This window comes from Mesorhizobium sp. B3-1-9 (genome assembly GCF_006439595.1).
Lineage (GTDB): Bacteria > Pseudomonadota > Alphaproteobacteria > Rhizobiales > Rhizobiaceae > Mesorhizobium.
In genome coordinates this window covers 1-19677 of the sequence record NZ_VFTJ01000037.1, presented here as the reverse complement: position 1 = coordinate 19677, position 19677 = coordinate 1, and the positions used below count along the sequence as shown (strand labels likewise).

Below are 19677 nucleotides of genomic sequence, written 5' to 3'. Positions count from 1 at the left end.
ACCAGAGTTTCAGTGCCATCATCCATCTCGCTGCCGCCGTCATAAACTCACGATGAATCTCAACAAGCCCTAGTCGGTCGCGCAGGAAAAAGATCCGTTTCAAGGGTGGACTCACCCAGAGATCGACACCTTCGATTGCGGCTGGGCTGACCGCCACATCGCCGTCGGCGAGATATGACGGCATCCTTAAGCTGCCATCACCCAATTCCCGTACCAACGGAGAACGATCCCGCAAGAACGTGTCCTTGCGCTCAGCAATGTTGAGGCAAAAATATTCTCCCTCTACCGGCGTCTTCCGGTCATGCTGGAAGAGCCTGATCGGATAGAGCGAGGAATGACCAAGATCGAAACGGCGCAGCACCTCGGCGCATGCCGCCGAAACCACCACCGCGCCTGCGGCAAGCACCAGATCCGCCTGCTTCTCCTCTTTCCTGTCGGGGTATTCGGCAAAAATCTGTTTCGGGAAATGCTCAGCCGACATCGGTTCGCCGGTTTCGTTCAACTCGGCCATTCGGCCAAGATTCATTCCCGTGGGCAACGGGTCAGCGGTGAACGCCTTGATCCGTGTTGAGTCCATGAAGGCGCGGCTGGCCCAGACCCGCATGTTATGAGACTGCGTCATTGCAACGATGATCTCCTGGAACTCAGTTCGAGTGCCGGCATTACTGTCTTAACCGGCCGAAATGGGAAGGGCAGCGTTCGCCTGAGGGAAAGAAAACCCACGGAATCGCCCGATCGGAGAACGTCCTCCCAGAAACCGCCCAAAAATAACAATCGACAAAGTCTACTAACTTTATAGATTAATGGTCGCGACGGAGGATCGACCATGTCCTACATTCAGAATGCCCAGCGCAAAGGCCAGAAGCTTGCCGCCGACCGGAGCTGGAGGCCTGCTTATGGCGGCACGTTCGCCTACCTCGTCTTTGCGCTTGCCTTCGTGTTCACCGGCGCCGTCGTTTTCGGGATCATCCCCTGACTGAGCCGGGGGCCAGACGTAAAACCAAAGGCCCTGTCGTCCAGAAAATCTAGTTGAGTAATCGGAGCTGAAGAAGGCCGGCACGCTGTCGCGCGCCGACGAGATGGATTTATTCGGGTTCGGAGCGGGGCGACCCAACGTGATGGAGGAGATGGCAATGCCGATCGAGTTCACGCATGTTCCAGGCAAGCCTGCCAATGGCAGCTTCTTCTACGATTTCGCCGAGACGGCGACCAGATTGTCGCTGATCGAGGATTCCGGTTTTCGCAAGCTGGTGGTGGATGACCCCGCAGGCCTACTTACCAATATGGACATCGCCGCGCAGACGCTCGACCGCACCGGCTCGCTGGAGGTGGTGCTAACGCACTGGGCCGGCGCTATCGAACCGACGGTGGCGGCAAGGCAGCTCGCGGCGCTCGACCGCAAAAGCGGCGGCCGCCTGTCGCTTCGCATGCTGAGCGAGCCGCTGGAGGACAGCGACGCCGAGGCCCGGCCCGTTGGCCACAGCGTGGTGTGGCAGCGCATCGACGAATATCTGGTGCTGTTGAAGCGCCTATGGTCGAACGACAGGCCCTTCGACCATGAAGGCGCCTTCTACAGCGTCCGCGGCGGCTTCGTGCCGCGCAAGGGACCGCATGGCGCCGACCTCGCCATCCGTCTCGGTGGGCAGTCCGGCATGGCCTTGAAGGTCGTCGGAAAGCATGCCGATGTCTTCGAGCTGGCCGCCGGCTCCCCGGATGAGGTCGCGCAACTGATGCAGCGCGTGCGCGGCGCCGCGGCGGAACATGGCCGCGCCGGCAGGTTGCGCTTTGCGCTGCCTGTCCGCATTCACCCGGACGGCTGGACGGGCACTCCGGATCACAAGGCGGTCGAGCTTGCCGGGCCGCCGGCGCGGATTGCCCTGGCACTTTTGCCCTATGCCGCGCTTGGCATCGAGGAGTTCATGATCGGTGGCATCGACCGCCCAAGCGAGATCGCCCGCATCGGGCGCGAGACGATCACGCTGGTCGCGAATTCGCTGGCGCGGCGCGAGGTGGAGGTTCCGCAACCGGGGATCCTTGCGTCCCAGACCTTCCCTGAGATCCACCTTCGCTAACGCCGGCCTCCCTACGGCTGGGATGAGTAATCCAGGCCGTCCATGACGTAATCCGCGAACAGGAAATCGCGGATGCCGGCGATCCGGCCGTTCTCCCAATCGATGAGAATGAAGTAGCGCGGCGGCCCGTCCGGACGCTCCGGACTGGTGACCAGGATGGCGGGCCGGCCTTCGACAAGGCCGGTCGTGAAATGCCAATGCGTTTCGTCGGCATAGCGGCCGAAGTAATTGCCGACATATTCCTTGCCGTCGGCGCGCAAGCGGTTGACCAGCTCCAGCTTGACGTCCTCGGCCAGCAGCCCGCGCAAGGTATCGAAGTCCCTGGCGTTGAAGGCGGCCACATAGTCACCGAGACGGCGCATGTCCTGCCGGTCGAGCGCCGGGTAGGGCGGCGCCATGCGCGGCGCGGCCGCCAGCTTGCGCAGGCTCTCGCGGCCCCGCTGCAGCGCGCCCTTGATCGCCGTGTCGGAGGTTTCGAGGATTTCGCCGATCTCCTCCAGGCTGTGTCCCAGCCCATCCTTCAGCACGACCGTGCATCTTTGCGCCGGCGGCAGTTGCATCAGCTCGGCCAGGCTCGCCTCGGCGGCCATGCGCGCATCCAGCGCCGAATTCTCGTCGGCGATCATGTCGAGCTCGACCTCGCTTTCGCGCCCCCGCAAGCGGGTCCGCTTGCGCAGGAAATCGAGGGCCGCGTTGTGCGCGATGCGAAACAGCCAAGGCTCGGTCTTGTCGGGCATGTCGCCATTCCTGATCGCCACGAAGCCTTTGGCCAAAGCCTCCTGGACGATGTCTTCGCCATCGATGACGGATCCGACCATGCGCGAAGCGTAGCGGTGCAGTTTGGCCCTCAGGCCGGCGGCCTCGCGCTCAAAGGCGCGAAGCCTGGTTTCGGTCGCCGCAACGGACTGATCCTGCAAACCGGTCACGCGTCCTCCTAGTCTTCGATCCCGCCCGTATGGGAATAGATCGTGTGACCCATCATGCTCTCGCCAGCGGCCAGCTCGACGATGCTCTTCATGTAATCGGCGAAGCGGGGATCGCCGCGGAAGGCGGCGATGTCCTGCGCCGAACGCCATTGCGAGATATTGGCGACCTTGCTGCCGTCGTCGCCGACGACCACCGACGACGACAGCGAGCCCGGCTGCTTGCTGAAGAAGGCCCTCGTGCCCTCGGCAAGCGTGTTGGCGAGTTCCTGCTGCTTGCCCGGCTTGGCGGTGAAGACGTTGATCAGGGTAACTGTGGTCGACATGGCTTGGCTCCGTTTGTCCTGATGGCGGAGGCCGTCGCGGCTCCCGCACCTGTTACGACCCTCAAGACGAAGCCGGAATCGAAAACGGAACGGTGGGGGTGAAAAAAATTTCGATGGAACCACGAAATTCTCAGCCCATTGCGCCCGCTAGCTGCCGCAACGCGGCAATGACGGCCTCCGAGTCCGCCAGGGCGCCGAAGACCCCGTCTTCGACCGTCACCATATGCAGCGCGGCTTCGTGCGCATACTGGTCGCCGCTGGCGCAGGCGTCCGCAATCGTCAGGCACTGGAAGTTGCGGTCGCAGGCCTCGCGCAATGTGGTGTGCACGCAGACATCCGTCGTGCAGCCGGTGAACAGGAGATGCGTGATGCCGCGCGCCCGCAAAACAAGCTCCAGATCCGTGTAGGTGAAGGCGCTGTTGCAGGTCTTGTCGATGATGATGTCCTGCGGCGCCACGTCGATGTCGGCGGAGATCTGGAAGCCCGGGCCGGAGCGCAGCAGGACATCGGTGCCGTCGAGGCCAGCCCGCTTGCGGCGCCATTTTTCGTAAGGCGTCATGTCGGCCATGTCGGCGCGATAGCCCTGCCTGGTGTGGATGATGGTTAGGCCGGCGGTTCGAGCGGCCTCGATCAGCCGGTTGACCGCCGGCAGGATGGCCCTCAGCGGCGATGGATCGTAGCCCTTCCTGGCGAAGTAGCCGGTCGGCGACAGGAAATCCTCCTGCAGGTCGATCACCAGCAGCGCCGTGTGCTGCGGCACCAGCCTGCCGTCATAGGGAAAGTCGAAGGGTATCGCCTTGATCATAGGCCGCCTGCCTTGGTTGTTGTGCGCGCATCGTGCCCAGCAACTGCCATGCCGTCCAGACCTTGCAGCGTGCCGAACCGATATCGGGGAACGCGTTGCAATCGTTGATAACCGCAGTCATCTTTATAGTTGACTTGCAAAGTCATGTTTCATAGTCAACCAGCATTGGCCGCCTGGCACCTGCCTTGGACGGCGGCCGCTGCATTGGAGGCGGATGTTGGCCGGAGCTGGGACACCCTTTCATATCGATGTCGTGCGCTTCGCCGTCGACGGACGCACGCTGCTCGGTCCGGTCTTGCTCGATCTGCACCGTTCGCGCGTCTACGGCCTTGTCGACCACAACGGCTCGGGCAAGTCCACCCGTCCAGCCGATCGGATATGTGCAATGATGAAGCGAGGACGAGCCTTGTCCCGAAACGGTCTTCTCGCGGCGCTGGCCGCGTGCCTCGTTCTTTCGGCCGGCCTCGCCAAGGCGCAGGAACAGCCGGCAGCACAAGCACCCGTCCCTCCGGCCCCGCAAATGCCGGCGGCGCAGGCGCCCGCCACGCCGGTGGAACCGGGCATCCAGCCGGTCCCGAACAGCGCCACAGGCGAACAGCGCTCCATCTCGCTGGCACTGCCGCATGACCTTTCGCCCTGGGGCATGTTCATGAATGCCGACATCGTCGTGAAGGCGGTGATGGTCGGGCTGGCCTTCGCCTCCCTCGTCACCTGGACCATCTGGCTCGCCAAGTCGCTGGAGGTCTTAGGCGGCAAGCTGCGGACGCGCCGCGCCGCCGATGCGATCGGCAACGCCGCGACGCTGATGCAGGCCGGCCGGGAACTTGGCCACAGCGGCGGGCCGGCCGCGCTTCTGGTGCGGGCGGCGGAAGAAGAAAGAGCGCTTTCGGCCGGCGCGCTCGACCATGCCTCCGGCGACGGCCTGAAGGAGCGCGTCGCCTCCCGGCTTTCGCGCATCGAGGCGGCGGCGGCCCGGCGCATGTCGCGCGGCACCGGCCTGCTCGCCACCATCGGCTCGACGGCGCCCTTCGTGGGCCTGTTCGGCACCGTCTGGGGCATCATGAACGCCTTCATCGGCATCTCGCAGGCGCAGACCACCAATCTGGCGGTCGTGGCGCCCGGCATCGCCGAGGCGCTGCTTGCGACCGCGATGGGCCTTGTCGCGGCCATTCCGGCGGTCGTCATCTACAACGTCTTCGTGCGCTCGATAGCCGGCTACAGGCAGATCCTGGCCGACGCCTCAGCCGGCATCGAGCGGCTGGTCAGCCGCGACCTCGATTTCCGCGCGGTGCCGCCGGCAACGGCCATGGCTGCGGAGTAACGGCGATGGCGGCGCGGATTCGCGAGACTGCCGGCGACGATCTCGAGGAAAGCCACGACATCAATGTCACGCCGTTCATCGACGTCATCCTGGTGCTGTTGATCATCTTCATGGTGGCGGCGCCGCTGGCGACCGTGGACGTCAATGTCGACCTGCCCGGATCGACGGCAACGCCGGCGCCGCGGCCCGAGACACCGCTGTTCTTGACTTTGAAAACCGATCTGACGCTGGCGATCGGCAATGACAGCGTGCCCCGTCCGGCCTTTGCCGGGATGCTCGACAACCGCACCAAGGGCGACAAGCAGACACGCATCTTCCTGCGCGCCGACAAGACGGTCGGCTATGGCGACCTGATGGAAGTCATGAACCTGCTGCGCCGCGCCGGCTATCTCAAGGTCGCGCTGGTCGGCCTCGAAACAGCTGGCGATGCCGGCGGGCGGGCCGTGCCCGAAATGCCCGCGGCCGGCGCGAACCTCGTCCCGGCGCCGGGCGGAAACTCGGCGCCATGACGGTCGCCGCCCTTTCCCGCATTTTCCAGCCGCGCTTCGGCGCGCGTGAGGCCGGCCGGTGGACGAGCGCCGCCGCGATCATTCTGGCCGCGCACGTGGCGGTCGCCTATGCGGTGCAGAACCTGAGTTTCGCCGAGATGCAGGATGGCGGTCCGCCGCCGGCGCTGGCGGTCGAGATGGCGCCGCTGGTGATCGCGCCCACCGTGCCGGAAGAGGCGGCGATGCTGGACATGGTGACACCGGAGCCGCCCGATGCGGCGGACACGGAAAAGCCCGTCGACGTAAAACCGGCAACCGACCCGGTGCCGGCGGTGGAACAGGCCGAGCCCGTGACCGAACAGCCATCCGATGCCGACGATACGCAAGAAGCCGAGCAGGCCGCGCCGGCGGAACAGGCTATTGCCGCGCTGAGCGAGCAGAAGCCGCTGGACGAGGCCGTGCCGGATCCTATCGAGGCGATCGCCCCGGACGTCGTCATTCCGCTGCCGCAACCGAAACCGGTGGAAGCGGAGGTGAAGGTGCAAAAGCCGGCAGAACCCAGGAAGAAGGCCGAGAAGAAACCGGTCGGAAAACCGAAAGAACGGGTCAGGAAGGAAAAGGCGCCTCCACCCAGGGCGACGACCACCGCCAGCATCGACGCCAAGGCGGCGGCGAAGGCGGCCGCGCCACTGTCCTCGAATGCGCCGCCGCGCTCGAGCGTCAGCCCGTCGCGCTGGAATTCCAGCCTGGCGGCATGGATCAGGCGGCACACCCGCTATCCGAGCGCGGCGCGCTCCAGGCGGGCCGAGGGCACGCCGAGCGTGACCTTCACGGTCGACACCTCCGGCAGGGTGGTCTCGGCCCGGCTGGCGCGGTCCTCGGGCGACGGCGATCTCGACCGCGCGGCGCTCGGGGCCTTGCAGGGCGCCTCCGTGCCGGCTCCGCCGGCCGAACTCGGCGCGCGCGTCACCCGCACCGCGCCCTTCGTCTTCAGCCTGCGGGACTAGATGGCCTTCAACTTTCAGGCTTGACTGACGGACGGTAGGGAATAGGGTAGCTCGACGAAAATACCGGCTTTGTTCGCCGGGCGGCAAGAATGCCTCGTATGCCTCGCCCATCCGGCGCTGGCTGCGAGGCTTTTTCATTTTTGGGGCCTTGCTTGAAACGACGCATCGAGATCGGCATCCTCTATTCCCGGTCAGGCAGCTATCAGCTCGTCTCCGACGCCTGCCGGCTGGGGGCGATGCGCGCGATCGCCGACATCAACGCCGATCGCGCGCAAAGCATCGAGCTCGTCCCGGTCGAGCGTGATCCGCAAAGCAACGCCGACCGCTACGCGACGCTCTGCGAAGACATCTTCCGCACCAGCAGCGCCCGCCATGTCGTCGGCTGCATCACCTCCTGGAGCCGCAAGGAGACCATTCCCGTGCTGGAGAAGGCGGGCGGCATGCTCTGGTATGCCTGCCCGTATGAAGGCTTCGAGGCCAACGAGCATGTCGTCTACATGCATGCCTGCCCGAACCAGCATCTGGTGCCGCTGATGGCTCATGTTGCGCCGCGTTTCGGCGCCAACGGCTTCCTGCTCGGCTCGAACTACATATGGGGCTGGGAGATGAACCGCGTCGCGCGCGACCTGATCGCCGACGCCGGCGGCAAGGTGCTCGGCGAACGCTCTCTGCGCATCGGCGAGACCGGCGTTTCGCGCCTGATCGACGAAATCCGCGTCACGCGGCCGAATTTCATCCTCAACAACCTGATCGGCACCTCGTCCTATGCTTTCCTCGCCGCCTATCGCGACCTGGGACGAGAGGATGCAGCCTTCAAGCCTGGCGCCTGCCCGGTGATTTCGTGCAATCTCACCGAGGGCGAGCTGCCGGCAATCGGCGAAACGGGCAAGGGCCATCTGTCGGCCGGGCCTTATTTCGCGCCGCGCCCGGCCGCCTTCGCCTCGTCCTTCGAAGCCTCCGCCTATGCCTCGGTGCAGGTGATGGCGGACGTGCTTGCCGGCAACCCGGACGCCGGCCCGGCGGAATTCTCGAAAGCCTTCGCCGAGCGCCGCTTCGCGACCCGCCTCGGGCCGATCGCCATCGATCCGCACACCCAGCATGCGACCCTACCGGTGATCATCGGGCGTATTGCCGACGGCTTCTTCGAGGTGGTGAGCCGCGAGGAAGAGGTGGCGCCCGACCCCTATCTTTCGCGCTACGATCCGGCCAAAGTCTTCGGTCGTCCGCGGCTCAGGGTGGTGTCGTGAGCCGCGCCGCGCGCATCCCCAATCTCGGCGGCGCCAAGGCCTTCGTGCTGCATCGTCCGCACACCACGGTGCAGGCGATCACCAGGCAGTTGTCGGCGATCGGCCTCGCGGCGGTCGAGTGCTGGCCGCATCTGCCGGCGGAGTCGCTGGCAGCGGATTTCGTGTTCTTCGACGCCGACCTCGGCTTCGACGAGCAGTTCCCGTGGAAGCCCGGCGAGGCGCCGATGCCGCTGGTGGCGCTGATCGGCTCGGAGGCGCCGGGCCGTATCGAATGGGCGCTGTCGCACAAGGCCGATGCGCAATTGCTGAAACCGGTCGGGACCGCCGGCGTCTACAGCGCGCTGCTGATCGCCCGGCAGAGTTTCGAGGCGCGCAGGCAGCTTGCCGGCGAGATCGCGTCGCTGCGCCAGCGGGTCGGCGAGCGCCAGACCATCGTGCGCGCGGTCGCGGCTTTGTCGAAAGGCAGCGACGACGACCGCGCCTATGCGCAGCTCAGATCGCTGGCGATGAACTGGCAGATCAGCGTCGAGGAAGCGGCCCGGCGCATCGTGGCGATGACCGAAGCGGAGGGCGGCGATGACCAATCCCATCGCGCCTGACCTTTCGACGGGCCGGATGCCGGCAAAGCCGCGCGCTGGCGTCTGGCGCCGGCTGGTCAGGCGGCCGCTGGCGCTGCTCGGGCTGTTCATTATCGCCATCGTGCTCGCCGGCGCCATCCTCGCCCCATGGCTGACCGGCTACGATCCCAACGAGCAGATGTTCAACGGCCTGACGCTCGAAGGCTCGCCGCTGCCGCCGAACGCCAAGTTCTGGCTGGGCACCGACCTGCTCGGCCGCGACCTGTTGACCCGCATCCTGTTCGGCGCGCGCACCTCGCTGATCATCGGCATCGTCGCCAACGGCGTGGCGCTTCTGATCGGCACGCTGGTCGGCGTCACGGCGGGCTATTTCCGGGGCTGGATCGGCAGCGCGCTGATGCGCTTCACCGACCTGATGATGGCCTTTCCCGCGCTGCTTTTAGCCATCTGCCTGGCGGCGGTGTTCGAGCCGAGCCTGTGGATCGTCGCCATGGTGATCGCGCTGGTCAACTGGGTGCAGACCGCGCGCGTCATCTACACCGAAACCTCGTCGCTCTCCGAGCGCGAGTTCATCGATGCCGAGCGCACGATAGGGGCGAGCGCGCCGCGTATTCTCAGCCGCCACATCCTGCCGCATCTCCTGCCGACCATCATCGTCTGGGGCACACTCGGCATCTCGACCACGGTGCTGCTCGAAGCCACGCTCAGCTATCTCGGCATCGGCGTGCAGCCGCCGACGGCGTCGTGGGGCAACATCATCTTCGAGAACCAGACCTATTTCCAGGCGGCGCCCTGGCTGGTGTTCTTCCCCGGCGCGGCGATCCTGGCGCTGGCGCTGGCCTTCAACCTGATCGGCGACGCGCTGCGCGACATCCTCGACCCGACGCAAAGAGGGCGGGAATAATGGGGGGCCGATCATGATTGCCTATCTCGGCCGCCGGCTCATCCAGTCGCTGCTCATCCTGCTCGGCGTCTCGCTGATCACCTTCGCGCTGCTCTATCTTTTGCCGGCCGATCCGGTGCGCCAGATCGCCGGGCGCAGCGCCACCCCCGAAACGGTGGAGAACATCCGCCGCCAGCTCGGCCTCGACCAGCCCTTCATCGTCCAGTACTGGCACTATCTCACGAGGCTCGTCAGTGGCGATCTCGGCCGCTCCTACATCCAGCGCTCGGAAGTCACCGAACTCATCGTCTCGCGGCTGCCGGCCAGCCTGCTGCTGATGGTCGGCGCCATCCTGTGCGAGCTGGCGATCGGCCTCACCATGGGGCTGATCGCCGCCGTCAGGCGCGGCACCGCCACCGACCAGACCCTGATGGTCGCCTCCTTCGTCGGCGTCTCGGCGCCGCAATTCGTCGTCGGCCTGCTGCTGCTCTACGTCTTCGCCGTCAGGCTCGGCTGGTTCCCGATCGGCGGCTACGGCGGCTGGCGCCACCTCGTGCTGCCGTCGCTGACCATGGGCATACTCGGCGCCGGCTGGTATGCGCGCATGATGCGCTCGTCGATGATCGACGTGCTGCGCCAGGACTATATGCGAACCGCCCGCGCCAAGGGCCTGGCGCGCGGCGCCATCCTGTTCCGTCACGCGCTGCCCAACGCCATCCTGCCGGTCGTCGCCATGATCGGCATCGACGTCGGCATCTTCATGGGCGGCATCGTGGTGGTCGAAAGCGTGTTCGGCTGGCCGGGCATCGGCCAGCTCGCCTGGCAGGCGATCCAGCGCGTCGACATCCCGATCATCATGGGCGTCACCCTGGTCTCGGCCTTCGCCATCGTGCTCGGCAACCTTTTGGCCGACATCATCGCCCCCTTCATAGACCCCCGGATTAAACTCAGATGAAAATGAAAACCGAACAGAGAAAGGGAACATAAAAATGAAAAAGTTTCTCGCATCCACCGTCGCGGCATCGGCGCTGGCGCTGATGCTCGGCATGGCAAACGCGCGCGCCGAAGACGCGGTCGACCCGAACATCAAGCAGGGCGGCGCCATCACCATCACCTACAAGGACGATGTCGCGACCCTCGACCCGGCGATCGGCTATGACTGGCAAAACTGGTCGATGATCAAGAGCCTGTTCGACGGGCTGATGGACTATGAGCCCGGCACCACAAAGCTCAAGCCCGACCTCGCCGAGAGCTACGAGATCTTGCCGGACGGCAAGACCTTCACCTTCAAGCTGCGCCATGGCGTGAAGTTCCATAACGGCCGCGAGATGACCGCCGACGACGTCAAATATTCGCTCGACCGCGTCACCAACCCGAAGACGCAAAGCCCTGGCGCTGGCTTCTTCGGCTCGATCAAGGGTTACGACGATGTCGCCGCCGGCAAGGCCGACAGCCTCTCCGGCGTCACCGTGGTCGACCCCTACACGATCAAGTTCGAGCTGACCCGGCCGGACGCCACCTTCCTGCATGTCATGGCGATCAACTTCTCGCATGTCGTGCCGAAGGAGGAGGTCGAGAAGTACGGCGCCGACTTCGGCAAGCATCCGGTCGGCACCGGCGCCTTCAAGCTCGCCGAATGGACGCTCGGCCAGCGCATCGTCTTCGAGCGCAATCCCGATTACTGGCACAAGGGCCTGCCGCATCTCGACAAGATCACCTTCGAGATCGGCCAGGAGCCGATCGTGGCGCTGCTGCGCCTGCAGAAGGGCGAGATCGACGTCCCCGGCGACGGCATTCCGCCGGCCAAGTTCCAGGAGGTGATGAACGATCCTGAGCAGAAGGCCCGCGTCGTGGTGGGCGGACAGCTGCACACCGGCTACGTCACCATGAACACCACCATGGCGCCCTTCGACAATGTCAAGGTGCGCCAGGCTGTCAACATGGCGATCAATAAGGGCCGCATCGTCCAGATGATCAACAATCGCGCGGTGCCGGCCAACCAGCCGCTGCCGCCCTCGATGCCCGGCTACGACAAGGCGTTCAAGGGTTATGCCTATGACGTCGCCAAGGCCAAGGCCCTGCTCGCCGAGGCCGGCCATCCCGACGGCTTCGAGACGCAGCTCTTCGCCATGAACACCGATCCCAATCCGCGCATCGCCCAGGCGATCCAGCAGGATCTGGCGGCCATCGGTATCAAGGCCAGCATCCAGTCGCTGGCCCAGGCCAATGTGATCGCCGCCGGCGGCGACAAGGCCGGCGCGCCGATGATCTGGTCGGGCGGCATGGCCTGGATCGCCGACTTCCCGGATCCCTCCAATTTCTACGGCCCGATCCTCGGTTGCGCCGGCGCGGTGCCCGGCGGCTGGAACTGGTCGTGGTATTGCAACAAGGATCTCGACGCCAAGGCGGCCGAGGCCGATTCCGTCGTCGACCCGGCCAAGTCCGAGGAACGCGAGAAGATGTGGAGCGCGATCTATGACAAGATCATGGAGGACGCGCCCTGGGCGCCGGTCTTCAACGAGCAGCGCTTCACGCTGAAATCAGCCCGCATGGGCGGCGCCGACAATCTCTATGTCGACCCGGTCCATATCCCGATCAACTACGACAATGTGTATGTGAAAGATGTGCAGTAACTGCGACTACACCATCCACGGGCGCCATCACCATTTCGGCTGGGACAATTCCTTCGCCCCGGCCGAACGGGTGGCGCCCGGTTCAACGATCGAGTTCCAGTGCCTAGATGCGGCGGGTGGCCAGCTCCAGGCCGACAGCACGGTCGCCGACGTGGCCCGGCTCGATTTCTCCAAGGTCAACCCGGTGACCGGGCCGATCTTCGTCGAGGGTGCCGAGCCCGGCGATGCGCTGAAGGTGACGATCGAGATGTTCAAACCGTCCGGCTTCGGCTGGACGGCGAACATCCCGGGCTTCGGCCTGCTCGCCGACGACTTCAAGGAACCGGCGCTCAACATCTGGAAATACGACGCCGGCTCGCTCGAGCCGGCGTTGTTCGGAAAGAACGCCCGCGTGCCGCTGAAACCGTTCGCCGGCACCATCGGCAACGCGTTGGCCGAGATGGGCCTGCATTCGGTGGTGCCGCCACGGCGTGTCGGCGGCAATCTCGACATCCGCGACCTTGCCGCGGGCACCACGCTCTATCTGCCGGTGGAAGTGCCGGGCGCGCTGTTCTCGGTCGGCGACACTCATGCCGCGCAAGGCGACGGCGAGGTATGCGGCACGGCGATCGAGAGTCCGATGGACGTCGTGCTGAAGCTCGACCTGGTGAAGGACGCGCGGCTGAAGACGCCGCGTTTCACCACGCCCGGCCCGGTGACGCGGCATCTCGACACCAAGGGCTACGAGGTGACGACGGGCATCGGACCGGACCTGATGGCCGGGGCCAGAGAGGCAGTCAGCCAGATGGTCGACCTGCTGTCCGCCCGTTACAAGCTCGACCCGGTCGATGCCTACATGCTGGTCTCGGTCTGCGGCGATCTCAGGATCAGCGAGATCGTCGACATGCCGAACTGGGTGGTGTCGTTCTACTTTCCGCGCTGCGTCTTCGAATGAGCGCAGTCGTGGTCGACGAACACGCTGACGCCGCCGCAAAGGCGGCCGCGGGGCCGGTGCTCGAAATCACCGACCTCTGCGTCGGCGTGCGCGGCGAGGACGGCGAGCGCGAAGTCGTGTCCGGCCTGTCGCTGTCGCTCAGACGCGGCGAGACGCTGTGCATCGCCGGCGAGTCCGGTTCCGGCAAGTCGATGACGGCGCTGGCGATCATGCGGCTCCTGCCGCAGCCGGCCGGCCGCATCGCTTCCGGGACAATCCGGCTCTTCGACAAGGATGGCAGTGCCATCGAACTGACGGCGCTCGACGAGCGCCGCATGCGCGACATTCGGGGCGATCGCATCGCCATGATCTTCCAGGAGCCGATGACCTCGCTCAATCCGGTGCTGTCGATCGGCCGGCAGCTCACCGAATCGATCGAAGCGCATACCGGCCTTTCCCACGCCGAGGCGCAACGGCGCGCGGTCGAGGCGCTGAAGGCGGTTCGAATTTCCGAAGCCGAAAGCCGGCTGAAGCAGTTTCCGCACGAATTGTCGGGCGGCATGCGCCAGCGGGTGATGATCGCCATGGCGCTGGCGCTGGAGCCCGACGTGCTCATCGCCGACGAGCCGACGACGGCGCTCGACGTCACGGTCCAGGGCGAGGTGCTGGAGCTGCTGCGCGACCTGCAGCGCCAGCACGGCACCAGCGTGATCCTCATCACCCACGACATGGGCGTCGTCGCTGAAATGGCCGATCGGGTCATCGTCATGCGCAACGGCCGCATGGTCGAGGAAGGCGCCCCCGCCGACATTTTCGCCAGGCCGCGGGCCGCCTATACGCAAGAATTGCTGGCCGCCGTTCCGCGCATCGGCTCGGGCGCTGGTCGGCGCGCCACGGAAGGGGCAGCCGGCGCAACCGGTCAGGACAAGGTGGCGGTGGTGAACGACCTCCATGTCCGCTTCGACCTGCGCGGCGGCTTCTTCGGTCGCATCAACCGGCGGGTCCACGCCGTCGAGGGCGTCAGCTTCTCGATCGCGCCCAACGAGACGCTGGCGCTGGTCGGCGAATCCGGCTGCGGCAAGTCCACCACCGCCAAGGCGCTGGCCGGCCTCGTGCCCTATACGGGCGGCGTGACGATCGGCGGCCGCGAGCTCTCCGGGCTTGGCGGCGACGCGCGCAAGGCGGTGCGCCGCGACGTGCAGATGGTGTTCCAGGATCCTTACGCTTCGCTCGATCCGCGCATGCGCGTCGGCGATCTGGTGGCGGAGCCGCTTCTGATCCACGGCATCGGCTCACGGCAGGAACGCCAGAGCCAAGTGGCTGCCCTGTTCGAGCGGGTCGGCCTGTCGGCAGCACAGATGGAGCTCTATCCGCATGAATTCTCTGGGGGCCAGCGCCAGCGCATCTGCATCGCCCGGGCGCTGGCGCTTAGGCCGAAGCTGATCATCGCCGACGAGAGCGTGTCGGCTCTCGATGTCTCGGTGCAGGCGCGCGTGCTCGATCTTTTGAAGGAGCTGCAACGCGAATTCGGCGTCGCCTATCTCTTCATCTCGCATGACATGGCGGTGGTCGAGAACATCTCGGACCGCGTCGCCGTCATGTATCTCGGCCAGATCGTCGAGATCGGCAGCCGCGACCAGGTCTTTTCCAACGCGCGCCATCCCTACACGCGGCGGCTTATCGAGGCGGTGCCGGTTCCCGATCCGTCACGACGCCGGACACGCTTTTCCCGTCTCGACCGCGAAATTCCAAGCGCGACCCGGCGGATCGGCGAAACCGTGCCGAAACTTGTGCTCAAGGATTTCGGCGGCGGGCATCTCGCCGCCGTCGGAGATTGATCGGAGCCACGCAGCTGGCCGCATTCCGGCCTGGGACCGATCTTGCTTGCGGGCGGCGATCTGTCCGTTTCGGGATGTGCCCGAATGATGATAAGGCCTGAGACCGCCACTCATCTGTTTCGGGATTCCAATGTCGGTCCTCACACGCCGCAAACTCCTGCAGGGCGCCGCGGCCGCCGGCGCGGCCGGTATCGGCCTCTCGGCCGCCGGCAAGTTTGCCGGCTGGGCGGCGCCGAAGCCCGAGCCGCTGGTCCTGAAGACCGCGAGCATCGAGGCGCAACTGATGGACGGCGCGCCGACGAAGAATGTGCTGACCTACGGCGAAGCCGGCATGCCCCCGGTCGTCAGGATGAGGAAGGGCGAGCCTTTCTCAGCGCGGCTGATCAACGGCATCGACGATCCGACGACCATCCACTGGCATGGCATCCGCGTTCCCAACAAGATGGATGGCGTGCCGTTCCTGGTGCAGCCCTATGTCTATCAGGGCGACCGTTTCGACTACGCGTTTTCGCCGCCCGACGCCGGCACGTTCTGGTACCACCCGCATTGCAACACGCTGATCCAGATGGGTCACGGCCTGACCGGCGTGATCGTGGTCGAGAACCCGAACGACCCGGTCTTCGATGTCGAGATGGTCGTCAACCTGCGCGACTGGCGGCTTGGCGACGACGGCCAGTTCATCGAGCCGTTCAGGCCGCGCGACGCGGCAAGGGCCGGCACCTTCGGCACGGTGCGCACCGCCAACTGGCTCGACCAGCCGCAATTCGATGCGCCGGCCGGCGGGCTGGTGCGGCTTAGGGCGGCCATCACCGACGTCACCCGCATCTATGCCTTCCGCGTCGACGGCGCCGAGGCGACGGTCATAGCGCTCGACGGCAACCCGGTGCCGCAACGGTTTACACCGGATGCCCTGCAACTGGGACCCGGCCAGCGGCTCGAGCTTGCCATCCGCATGCCCGACGAGGAGGGCGCGATCGTCAGCCTGCGCGACGTCCGGGGCACCAAGCCGAAAATCCTGGCGACGCTGCGTTCGGTCGGCAAATCGCTCAGGCACGATCTGCGCGATCTCGGCCCGCTCGAAGCCAATCCGGTGGCGGAGGTAGACCTTGCCGGCGCCAAGCGCATTCCGCTGGCGCTCAGCGCGACCGCCGAGAATGTCCCGGGCGACGGCATTTGCGGCTCGCTCGGCTACAGTTTCTGGGCGATCAACAAGGTGCCGTGGCCGGGCGACACGCCGGACCCCACCGCGCCGCTCGCCGAGCTGAAGCTCGGCCAAAGCTATGTCATCGACATGGAAAACCTCACCCCGCACGCGCACCCGATCCATTTGCATGGCATGAGCTTCAAGGTGCTGTCGTCATCGACCAGGGCCGTCCAGCCGCTGGTCTCCGACACCTATCTCATCCAGCCCGACGAGAAGGTCCAGCTCGGCTTCGTCGCCGACAATCCCGGCGACTGGCTGCTGCATTGCCACATCATCGAGCACCAGAAGACAGGCATGACGAGCTATCTGCGGGTGGTGTGAGCGCCTCATCACAACATTTTCGTGAGCGGCTTGCGGGTTGACCCCGCCGCTTGATTGCCTAGGTAGCCAACTGGGCAGGCCGGGCAACACGCAACTCCGACCGACGGCATGACATCTTCGCGCATTCGAAAACTTGCCCTTCTTGCGGCAGGCATCCCCATCCTGTCATCCTGTGTCATCCCTGACGATACGTCGCGGCTCGCGAAAGAGGACGTCACGACCTCTGCCGCCCGCAAGGAATTGGTCGGATTGAGCGAGGCCGACATTCGCATGTGCGCAGGCTTTCCGACCGCAACGGCGGACGTGGGTTCGTCCGGTCAGATCTGGACCTACCAGCGCACCGTGCAACGCGGCAATCTCAGCATTGCGGTGCCGACCTTGACCGCAGGCCCGATTCCTGCTGTCGGCGGATCGGTCAATGTTGCTCCCGGCGGCTATTGCAACACGCAGATACGCATGCTCGACGGCCACGTCGCCGAGGTCGCCTATGCCGGCGACAACAACTTGCCGAACAGCCGCGATGCACTCTGCGTCAGCACGGTGGACGCCTGCGTGGCCTATGCGCGCCAACGCCATTACAAGGCGCCGGCAGCATCACGATAGGCGGGGCTAAGCGATACACCGTTGCGAGCGGATATTCTCGGACATCGGATGCGGGCATTGCTGTCCCGCTTGCTGACAGCTCTTTCCGCCAGGCCGAGATGCTCGGTCTGCCTGCGCATCGAAGCCGCGTCCTTTAGAAGGCCCTGCCCGGCGCTGAAACGACGACCGTTACTTCGATCGTCTGTCGCGCCGCGAGGACCGCCTTTCGATGTCCGTGACGGGCCTTTCCGCGCCGGCTTCAGCCTGCGCCCGAGGCGTATCCATGAGGTTTCGGACCTTGGCGTTGTTATGCGCGCGGACAACCGCGCGGGTGAAATGAAGCAGGGTTCCAAGCACTGACATTGGCATTACCTCCATTGGAATGGCTGACATGTCGCTGTCGTAGGGCGTGGCGGGCCGGGATCGGAAAAAGCCCCCGTCGCGTTCGAAACGAAGGGCCAGGGCTGCTCAGCGCGTGCCGGCGAACACGATCCGCGCGAGCCGCGCCTTTTCGCGCGTGCCCTGCGCGGCCTCCCAGCCGATGTCCTTTTGCAGCTCGGGCGACAGGCTGTTCATGAGGCTTCTGGTTTTGGCGTCGTTATGCTGGCGCATGATGGAGCGGCCGAGATTTCCAAGCATGGACATTTCGCATTCCCCTGTTCCGTTGAGACGGCGTCGCGCCGTCGGATGCGGGATGAATGCGCCCGGTCCGTTTCGCGGCAATGGCGCGCGAAATGGCCGATCGTTTCCAAACTCACGGGTTTGGAAACATGCGTATGCGAATGATTTTGGCCGATGACATATGCGTGGAAAGGGGGCCGGACCTCTGCGTTCGGCGGATCCGACCCATCCAGGATTAACGGACGGAGCTCCTGCCTCCTACCTCTTCAGCGCGATGCTGATGCCGCTGAGATCGGCGTTGACCTGCAGGCCGACCTGCCGGCCGGTGAGCTCGAGCTGGGCGCCCTTGTCATTGGTCATGACGATCACCTGGGCGCCTCTGCCGAGCGCGCCGCCGCCGCCGGCTGCGCCGTAGACGCCCGTCACATCGCTGGCGCGTCGGATGTGGCGCACCCTGCCCTGGAAATAGGTCTTGGACGCGCCGAAGGCGAGGCCGCCCGAGACGCCGCCGACCGAGATCGGATAGCGTTTGCCATGGAAGGTCAGCGTGCCTTCGCCGCCGGAGCCGCCGATGAAGAAGGCGGCCTTGTAGACGGAGAAGCGGATCGTGCCGCTGTCGGCATGCGCGGCGCTGGCAATGCTGACGCCCGCGGCGGCGATTGCCGCGACCGCGACGGAACGGAACCTGGACGAAATCTGCATGGTGGAAACTCCTCGAGCATCGCCGCTTACCCAGACGGCGGGGGCATATCAGCTTCAAAAGTATAGCTGAACCGTCTTGCCCCACCATTGGTTCCAGGCACGCGCCCGAAATCCGGCGGTCACAAAATGCTGAGCGAGGAAGGCGGAAGCGATGAGAAGCACAGGCTTGTGCTGGCTGGTGGAGCTGAGGGGGATCGAACCCCTGACCTCATCATTGCGAACGATGCGCTCTCCCAGCTGAGCTACAGCCCCGTTCCAGCGGATGGGCTTGTATCGGTCGCGGCCGTTTGATGTCAAGGCGAAACGATGGCCTGACGCCATGCGCCAAGGCCGGCGGGCCTTGCCCGCTCGCCAAGCCCCGCGGGCCTTGCTCGCAGGCCAAGCAATGGCTACATGTCGGCGACAATTTGGAGACCGGCATGATCGCCCTTATTCAGACAATCGTCATGGCGCTTGATATCTACTGGTGGATCATCATCGCCTCGGCGATCTTTTCGTGGCTCTACGCCTTCAACGTCGTCAATTCGCGCAACCAGTTCGTCGGTTCCGTCGGCAACATGCTCTACCGGCTGACCGATCCGGCCTTGCGCCCGATCCGCCGCTTCATGCCCGATCTCGGTGGCATCGACATTTCGCCGATCATCCTGCTTCTGATCCTTTTCTTCATCCGGCAGTTCCTGGTCACCACCGTCTGGTCCTGGGTCGTGACCGGCGGCTGATGAGCACGCCGTTCCGGCTGCGCGAGAACGGCATCGACCTTTACGTGCGGCTGACGCCGAAGGCGGCACTCGACCGGATCGACGGCGTCGAGACCGCCGCCGACGGACGCAGTCATCTCAAGGCGCGCGTGCGCGCCGTGCCGGAGAACGGCGCCGCCAACCAGGCGCTGGAACGGATGATGGCCAAGGCGCTGGGTGTACCAGTGTCGGCCGTTGCGGTGGTTGCCGGCGGTACATCGCGGCTGAAGACGCTGCGGATAGTGGGTGATGGGGCCGAGCTGGCGAAAAGCGTCGAGGCTCTGATCGGATAATCTAAATTTGAGATGCAGGCGGGACGGCGCCCCCTCTGTCCTGCCGGACAGAGGCTACAGCATGCAAACATTTCCAGGCGGCTGGCCTTTGGCGATAGCGTGCGTAGCAGCTTGGCGCATGCAGTGTCTTATGCTGCGCTGGTCGACCCCCACTCCGTCTCGGCTTCGCCGAGCCACCTCTCC

Annotated in this window: 21 protein-coding genes, 1 tRNA gene and 1 pseudogene; 16 read left to right on the top strand and 7 right to left on the bottom strand. The window is 65.3% G+C overall.

The window, feature by feature from the left end; all coding sequences use genetic code 11:
- Positions 1 to 622: pseudogene (locus FJW07_RS31095) on the bottom strand (hypothetical protein); the annotation flags it as partial.
- Between the two features lie 204 nt (positions 623 to 826).
- On the opposite strand from FJW07_RS31095, the gene FJW07_RS31090 reads away from it, so the two are divergent.
- Together FJW07_RS31090 and FJW07_RS31085 are read left to right on the top strand one after the other, a co-directional pair.
- Positions 827 to 976 carry a hypothetical protein gene (locus FJW07_RS31090; RefSeq protein ID WP_140860795.1) on the top strand — a complete coding sequence of 50 codons (150 nt, stop codon included), beginning with the start codon at positions 827 to 829 and terminating at the stop codon, positions 974 to 976.
- Between the two features lie 157 nt (positions 977 to 1133).
- Positions 1134 to 2072, top strand: coding sequence for an LLM class flavin-dependent oxidoreductase (locus FJW07_RS31085; protein ID WP_140860788.1), 939 nt, complete (start codon positions 1134 to 1136; stop codon positions 2070 to 2072).
- Positions 2073 to 2083: 11 nt separating this feature from the next.
- On the opposite strand, the gene FJW07_RS31080 is transcribed toward FJW07_RS31085, so the two are convergent.
- The 3 genes from FJW07_RS31080 to FJW07_RS31070 all read right to left on the bottom strand — a co-directional run bounded on the left by FJW07_RS31080 (position 2084) and on the right by FJW07_RS31070 (position 4126).
- Complete coding sequence (locus tag FJW07_RS31080) at positions 2084 to 2998, bottom strand: sigma-70 family RNA polymerase sigma factor (RefSeq protein WP_348640194.1); 915 nt, start codon at positions 2996 to 2998, stop codon at positions 2084 to 2086.
- 8 nt (positions 2999 to 3006) lie between these two features.
- Entirely contained in the window at positions 3007 to 3321 is a 315-nt protein-coding gene (locus FJW07_RS32225) for an antibiotic biosynthesis monooxygenase (protein ID WP_140860772.1), read from the bottom strand.
- Positions 3322 to 3451: 130 nt separating this feature from the next.
- Positions 3452 to 4126: an isochorismatase family cysteine hydrolase gene (locus FJW07_RS31070; protein WP_140860766.1), complete on the bottom strand. Its 675-nt coding sequence runs from the start codon at positions 4124 to 4126 to the stop codon at positions 3452 to 3454.
- 406 nt (positions 4127 to 4532) lie between these two features.
- Between FJW07_RS31070 and exbB the strand changes: the two genes are divergently transcribed.
- The 12 genes from exbB (at position 4533) to FJW07_RS31010 (ending at position 17162) form a co-directional block, all read left to right on the top strand.
- Positions 4533 to 5447, top strand: a complete 915-nt coding sequence (exbB, locus tag FJW07_RS31065; protein WP_140860802.1) for a tonB-system energizer ExbB — start codon at positions 4533 to 4535, stop codon at positions 5445 to 5447.
- Between the two features lie 5 nt (positions 5448 to 5452).
- The gene (exbD, locus tag FJW07_RS31060; protein WP_140860759.1) at positions 5453 to 5956 is read left to right on the top strand and encodes a TonB system transport protein ExbD; all 504 of its coding nucleotides are present in this window, start codon (positions 5453 to 5455) and stop codon (positions 5954 to 5956) included.
- Positions 5953 to 6942, top strand: coding sequence for an energy transducer TonB (locus tag FJW07_RS31055; RefSeq protein WP_140860752.1), 990 nt, complete (start codon positions 5953 to 5955; stop codon positions 6940 to 6942). Before exbD ends, FJW07_RS31055 begins: the two co-directional genes overlap by 4 nt.
- A gap of 152 nt (positions 6943 to 7094) precedes the next feature.
- Entirely contained in the window at positions 7095 to 8189 is a 1095-nt protein-coding gene (locus tag FJW07_RS31050; RefSeq protein WP_140860745.1) for a transporter substrate-binding protein, read from the top strand.
- Positions 8186 to 8788, top strand: coding sequence for an ANTAR domain-containing protein (locus FJW07_RS31045; RefSeq protein WP_140832688.1), 603 nt, complete (start codon positions 8186 to 8188; stop codon positions 8786 to 8788). Before FJW07_RS31050 ends, FJW07_RS31045 begins: the two co-directional genes overlap by 4 nt.
- Entirely contained in the window at positions 8766 to 9671 is a 906-nt protein-coding gene (locus FJW07_RS31040) for an ABC transporter permease (RefSeq protein WP_140860738.1), read from the top strand. The genes FJW07_RS31045 and FJW07_RS31040 overlap by 23 nt, the downstream gene beginning before the upstream one ends.
- Positions 9672 to 9684: 13 nt before the next feature.
- On the top strand, positions 9685 to 10605 hold the full coding sequence (locus FJW07_RS31035) for an ABC transporter permease (RefSeq protein ID WP_140647028.1): 921 nt from the start codon (positions 9685 to 9687) through the stop codon (positions 10603 to 10605).
- A 34-nt stretch (positions 10606 to 10639) separates the two neighbouring features.
- Positions 10640 to 12283 (top strand): ABC transporter substrate-binding protein, encoded by a 1644-nt coding sequence (locus FJW07_RS31030; protein WP_140647029.1) that lies wholly within the window; start codon positions 10640 to 10642, stop codon positions 12281 to 12283.
- Positions 12273 to 13217 carry an acetamidase/formamidase family protein gene (locus FJW07_RS31025; RefSeq protein ID WP_140860732.1) on the top strand — a complete coding sequence of 315 codons (945 nt, stop codon included), beginning with the start codon at positions 12273 to 12275 and terminating at the stop codon, positions 13215 to 13217. The genes FJW07_RS31030 and FJW07_RS31025 overlap by 11 nt, the downstream gene beginning before the upstream one ends.
- Positions 13214 to 15034 carry an ABC transporter ATP-binding protein gene (locus FJW07_RS31020; protein WP_140860725.1) on the top strand — a complete coding sequence of 607 codons (1821 nt, stop codon included), beginning with the start codon at positions 13214 to 13216 and terminating at the stop codon, positions 15032 to 15034. Before FJW07_RS31025 ends, FJW07_RS31020 begins: the two co-directional genes overlap by 4 nt.
- 130 nt (positions 15035 to 15164) lie before the next feature.
- A complete protein-coding gene (locus FJW07_RS31015) occupies positions 15165 to 16559 on the top strand; it encodes a multicopper oxidase family protein (RefSeq protein ID WP_140860719.1) in 1395 nt (464 codons plus the stop codon).
- A gap of 108 nt (positions 16560 to 16667) precedes the next feature.
- Positions 16668 to 17162 carry a hypothetical protein gene (locus FJW07_RS31010; protein WP_140860712.1) on the top strand — a complete coding sequence of 165 codons (495 nt, stop codon included), beginning with the start codon at positions 16668 to 16670 and terminating at the stop codon, positions 17160 to 17162.
- Positions 17163 to 17609: 447 nt separating this feature from the next.
- On the opposite strand, the gene FJW07_RS31875 is transcribed toward FJW07_RS31010, so the two are convergent.
- From FJW07_RS31875 to FJW07_RS31000, 3 genes are all read right to left on the bottom strand, one after another.
- Complete coding sequence (locus FJW07_RS31875) at positions 17610 to 17786, bottom strand: hypothetical protein (protein WP_181166913.1); 177 nt, start codon at positions 17784 to 17786, stop codon at positions 17610 to 17612.
- A 234-nt stretch (positions 17787 to 18020) separates the two neighbouring features.
- The gene (locus tag FJW07_RS31005) at positions 18021 to 18464 is read right to left on the bottom strand and encodes a hypothetical protein (protein WP_140786153.1); all 444 of its coding nucleotides are present in this window, start codon (positions 18462 to 18464) and stop codon (positions 18021 to 18023) included.
- A 176-nt stretch (positions 18465 to 18640) separates the two neighbouring features.
- Positions 18641 to 18716: transfer RNA gene (locus tag FJW07_RS31000), tRNA-Ala, on the bottom strand.
- A 167-nt stretch (positions 18717 to 18883) separates the two neighbouring features.
- Here FJW07_RS31000 and FJW07_RS30995 point away from each other — a divergent pair.
- A complete protein-coding gene (locus FJW07_RS30995; RefSeq protein WP_127876481.1) occupies positions 18884 to 19183 on the top strand; it encodes a YggT family protein in 300 nt (99 codons plus the stop codon).
- The gene (locus tag FJW07_RS30990; RefSeq protein WP_140860705.1) at positions 19183 to 19494 is read left to right on the top strand and encodes a DUF167 family protein; all 312 of its coding nucleotides are present in this window, start codon (positions 19183 to 19185) and stop codon (positions 19492 to 19494) included. The genes FJW07_RS30995 and FJW07_RS30990 overlap by 1 nt, the downstream gene beginning before the upstream one ends.
- Positions 19495 to 19677 lie beyond the last annotated feature (183 nt).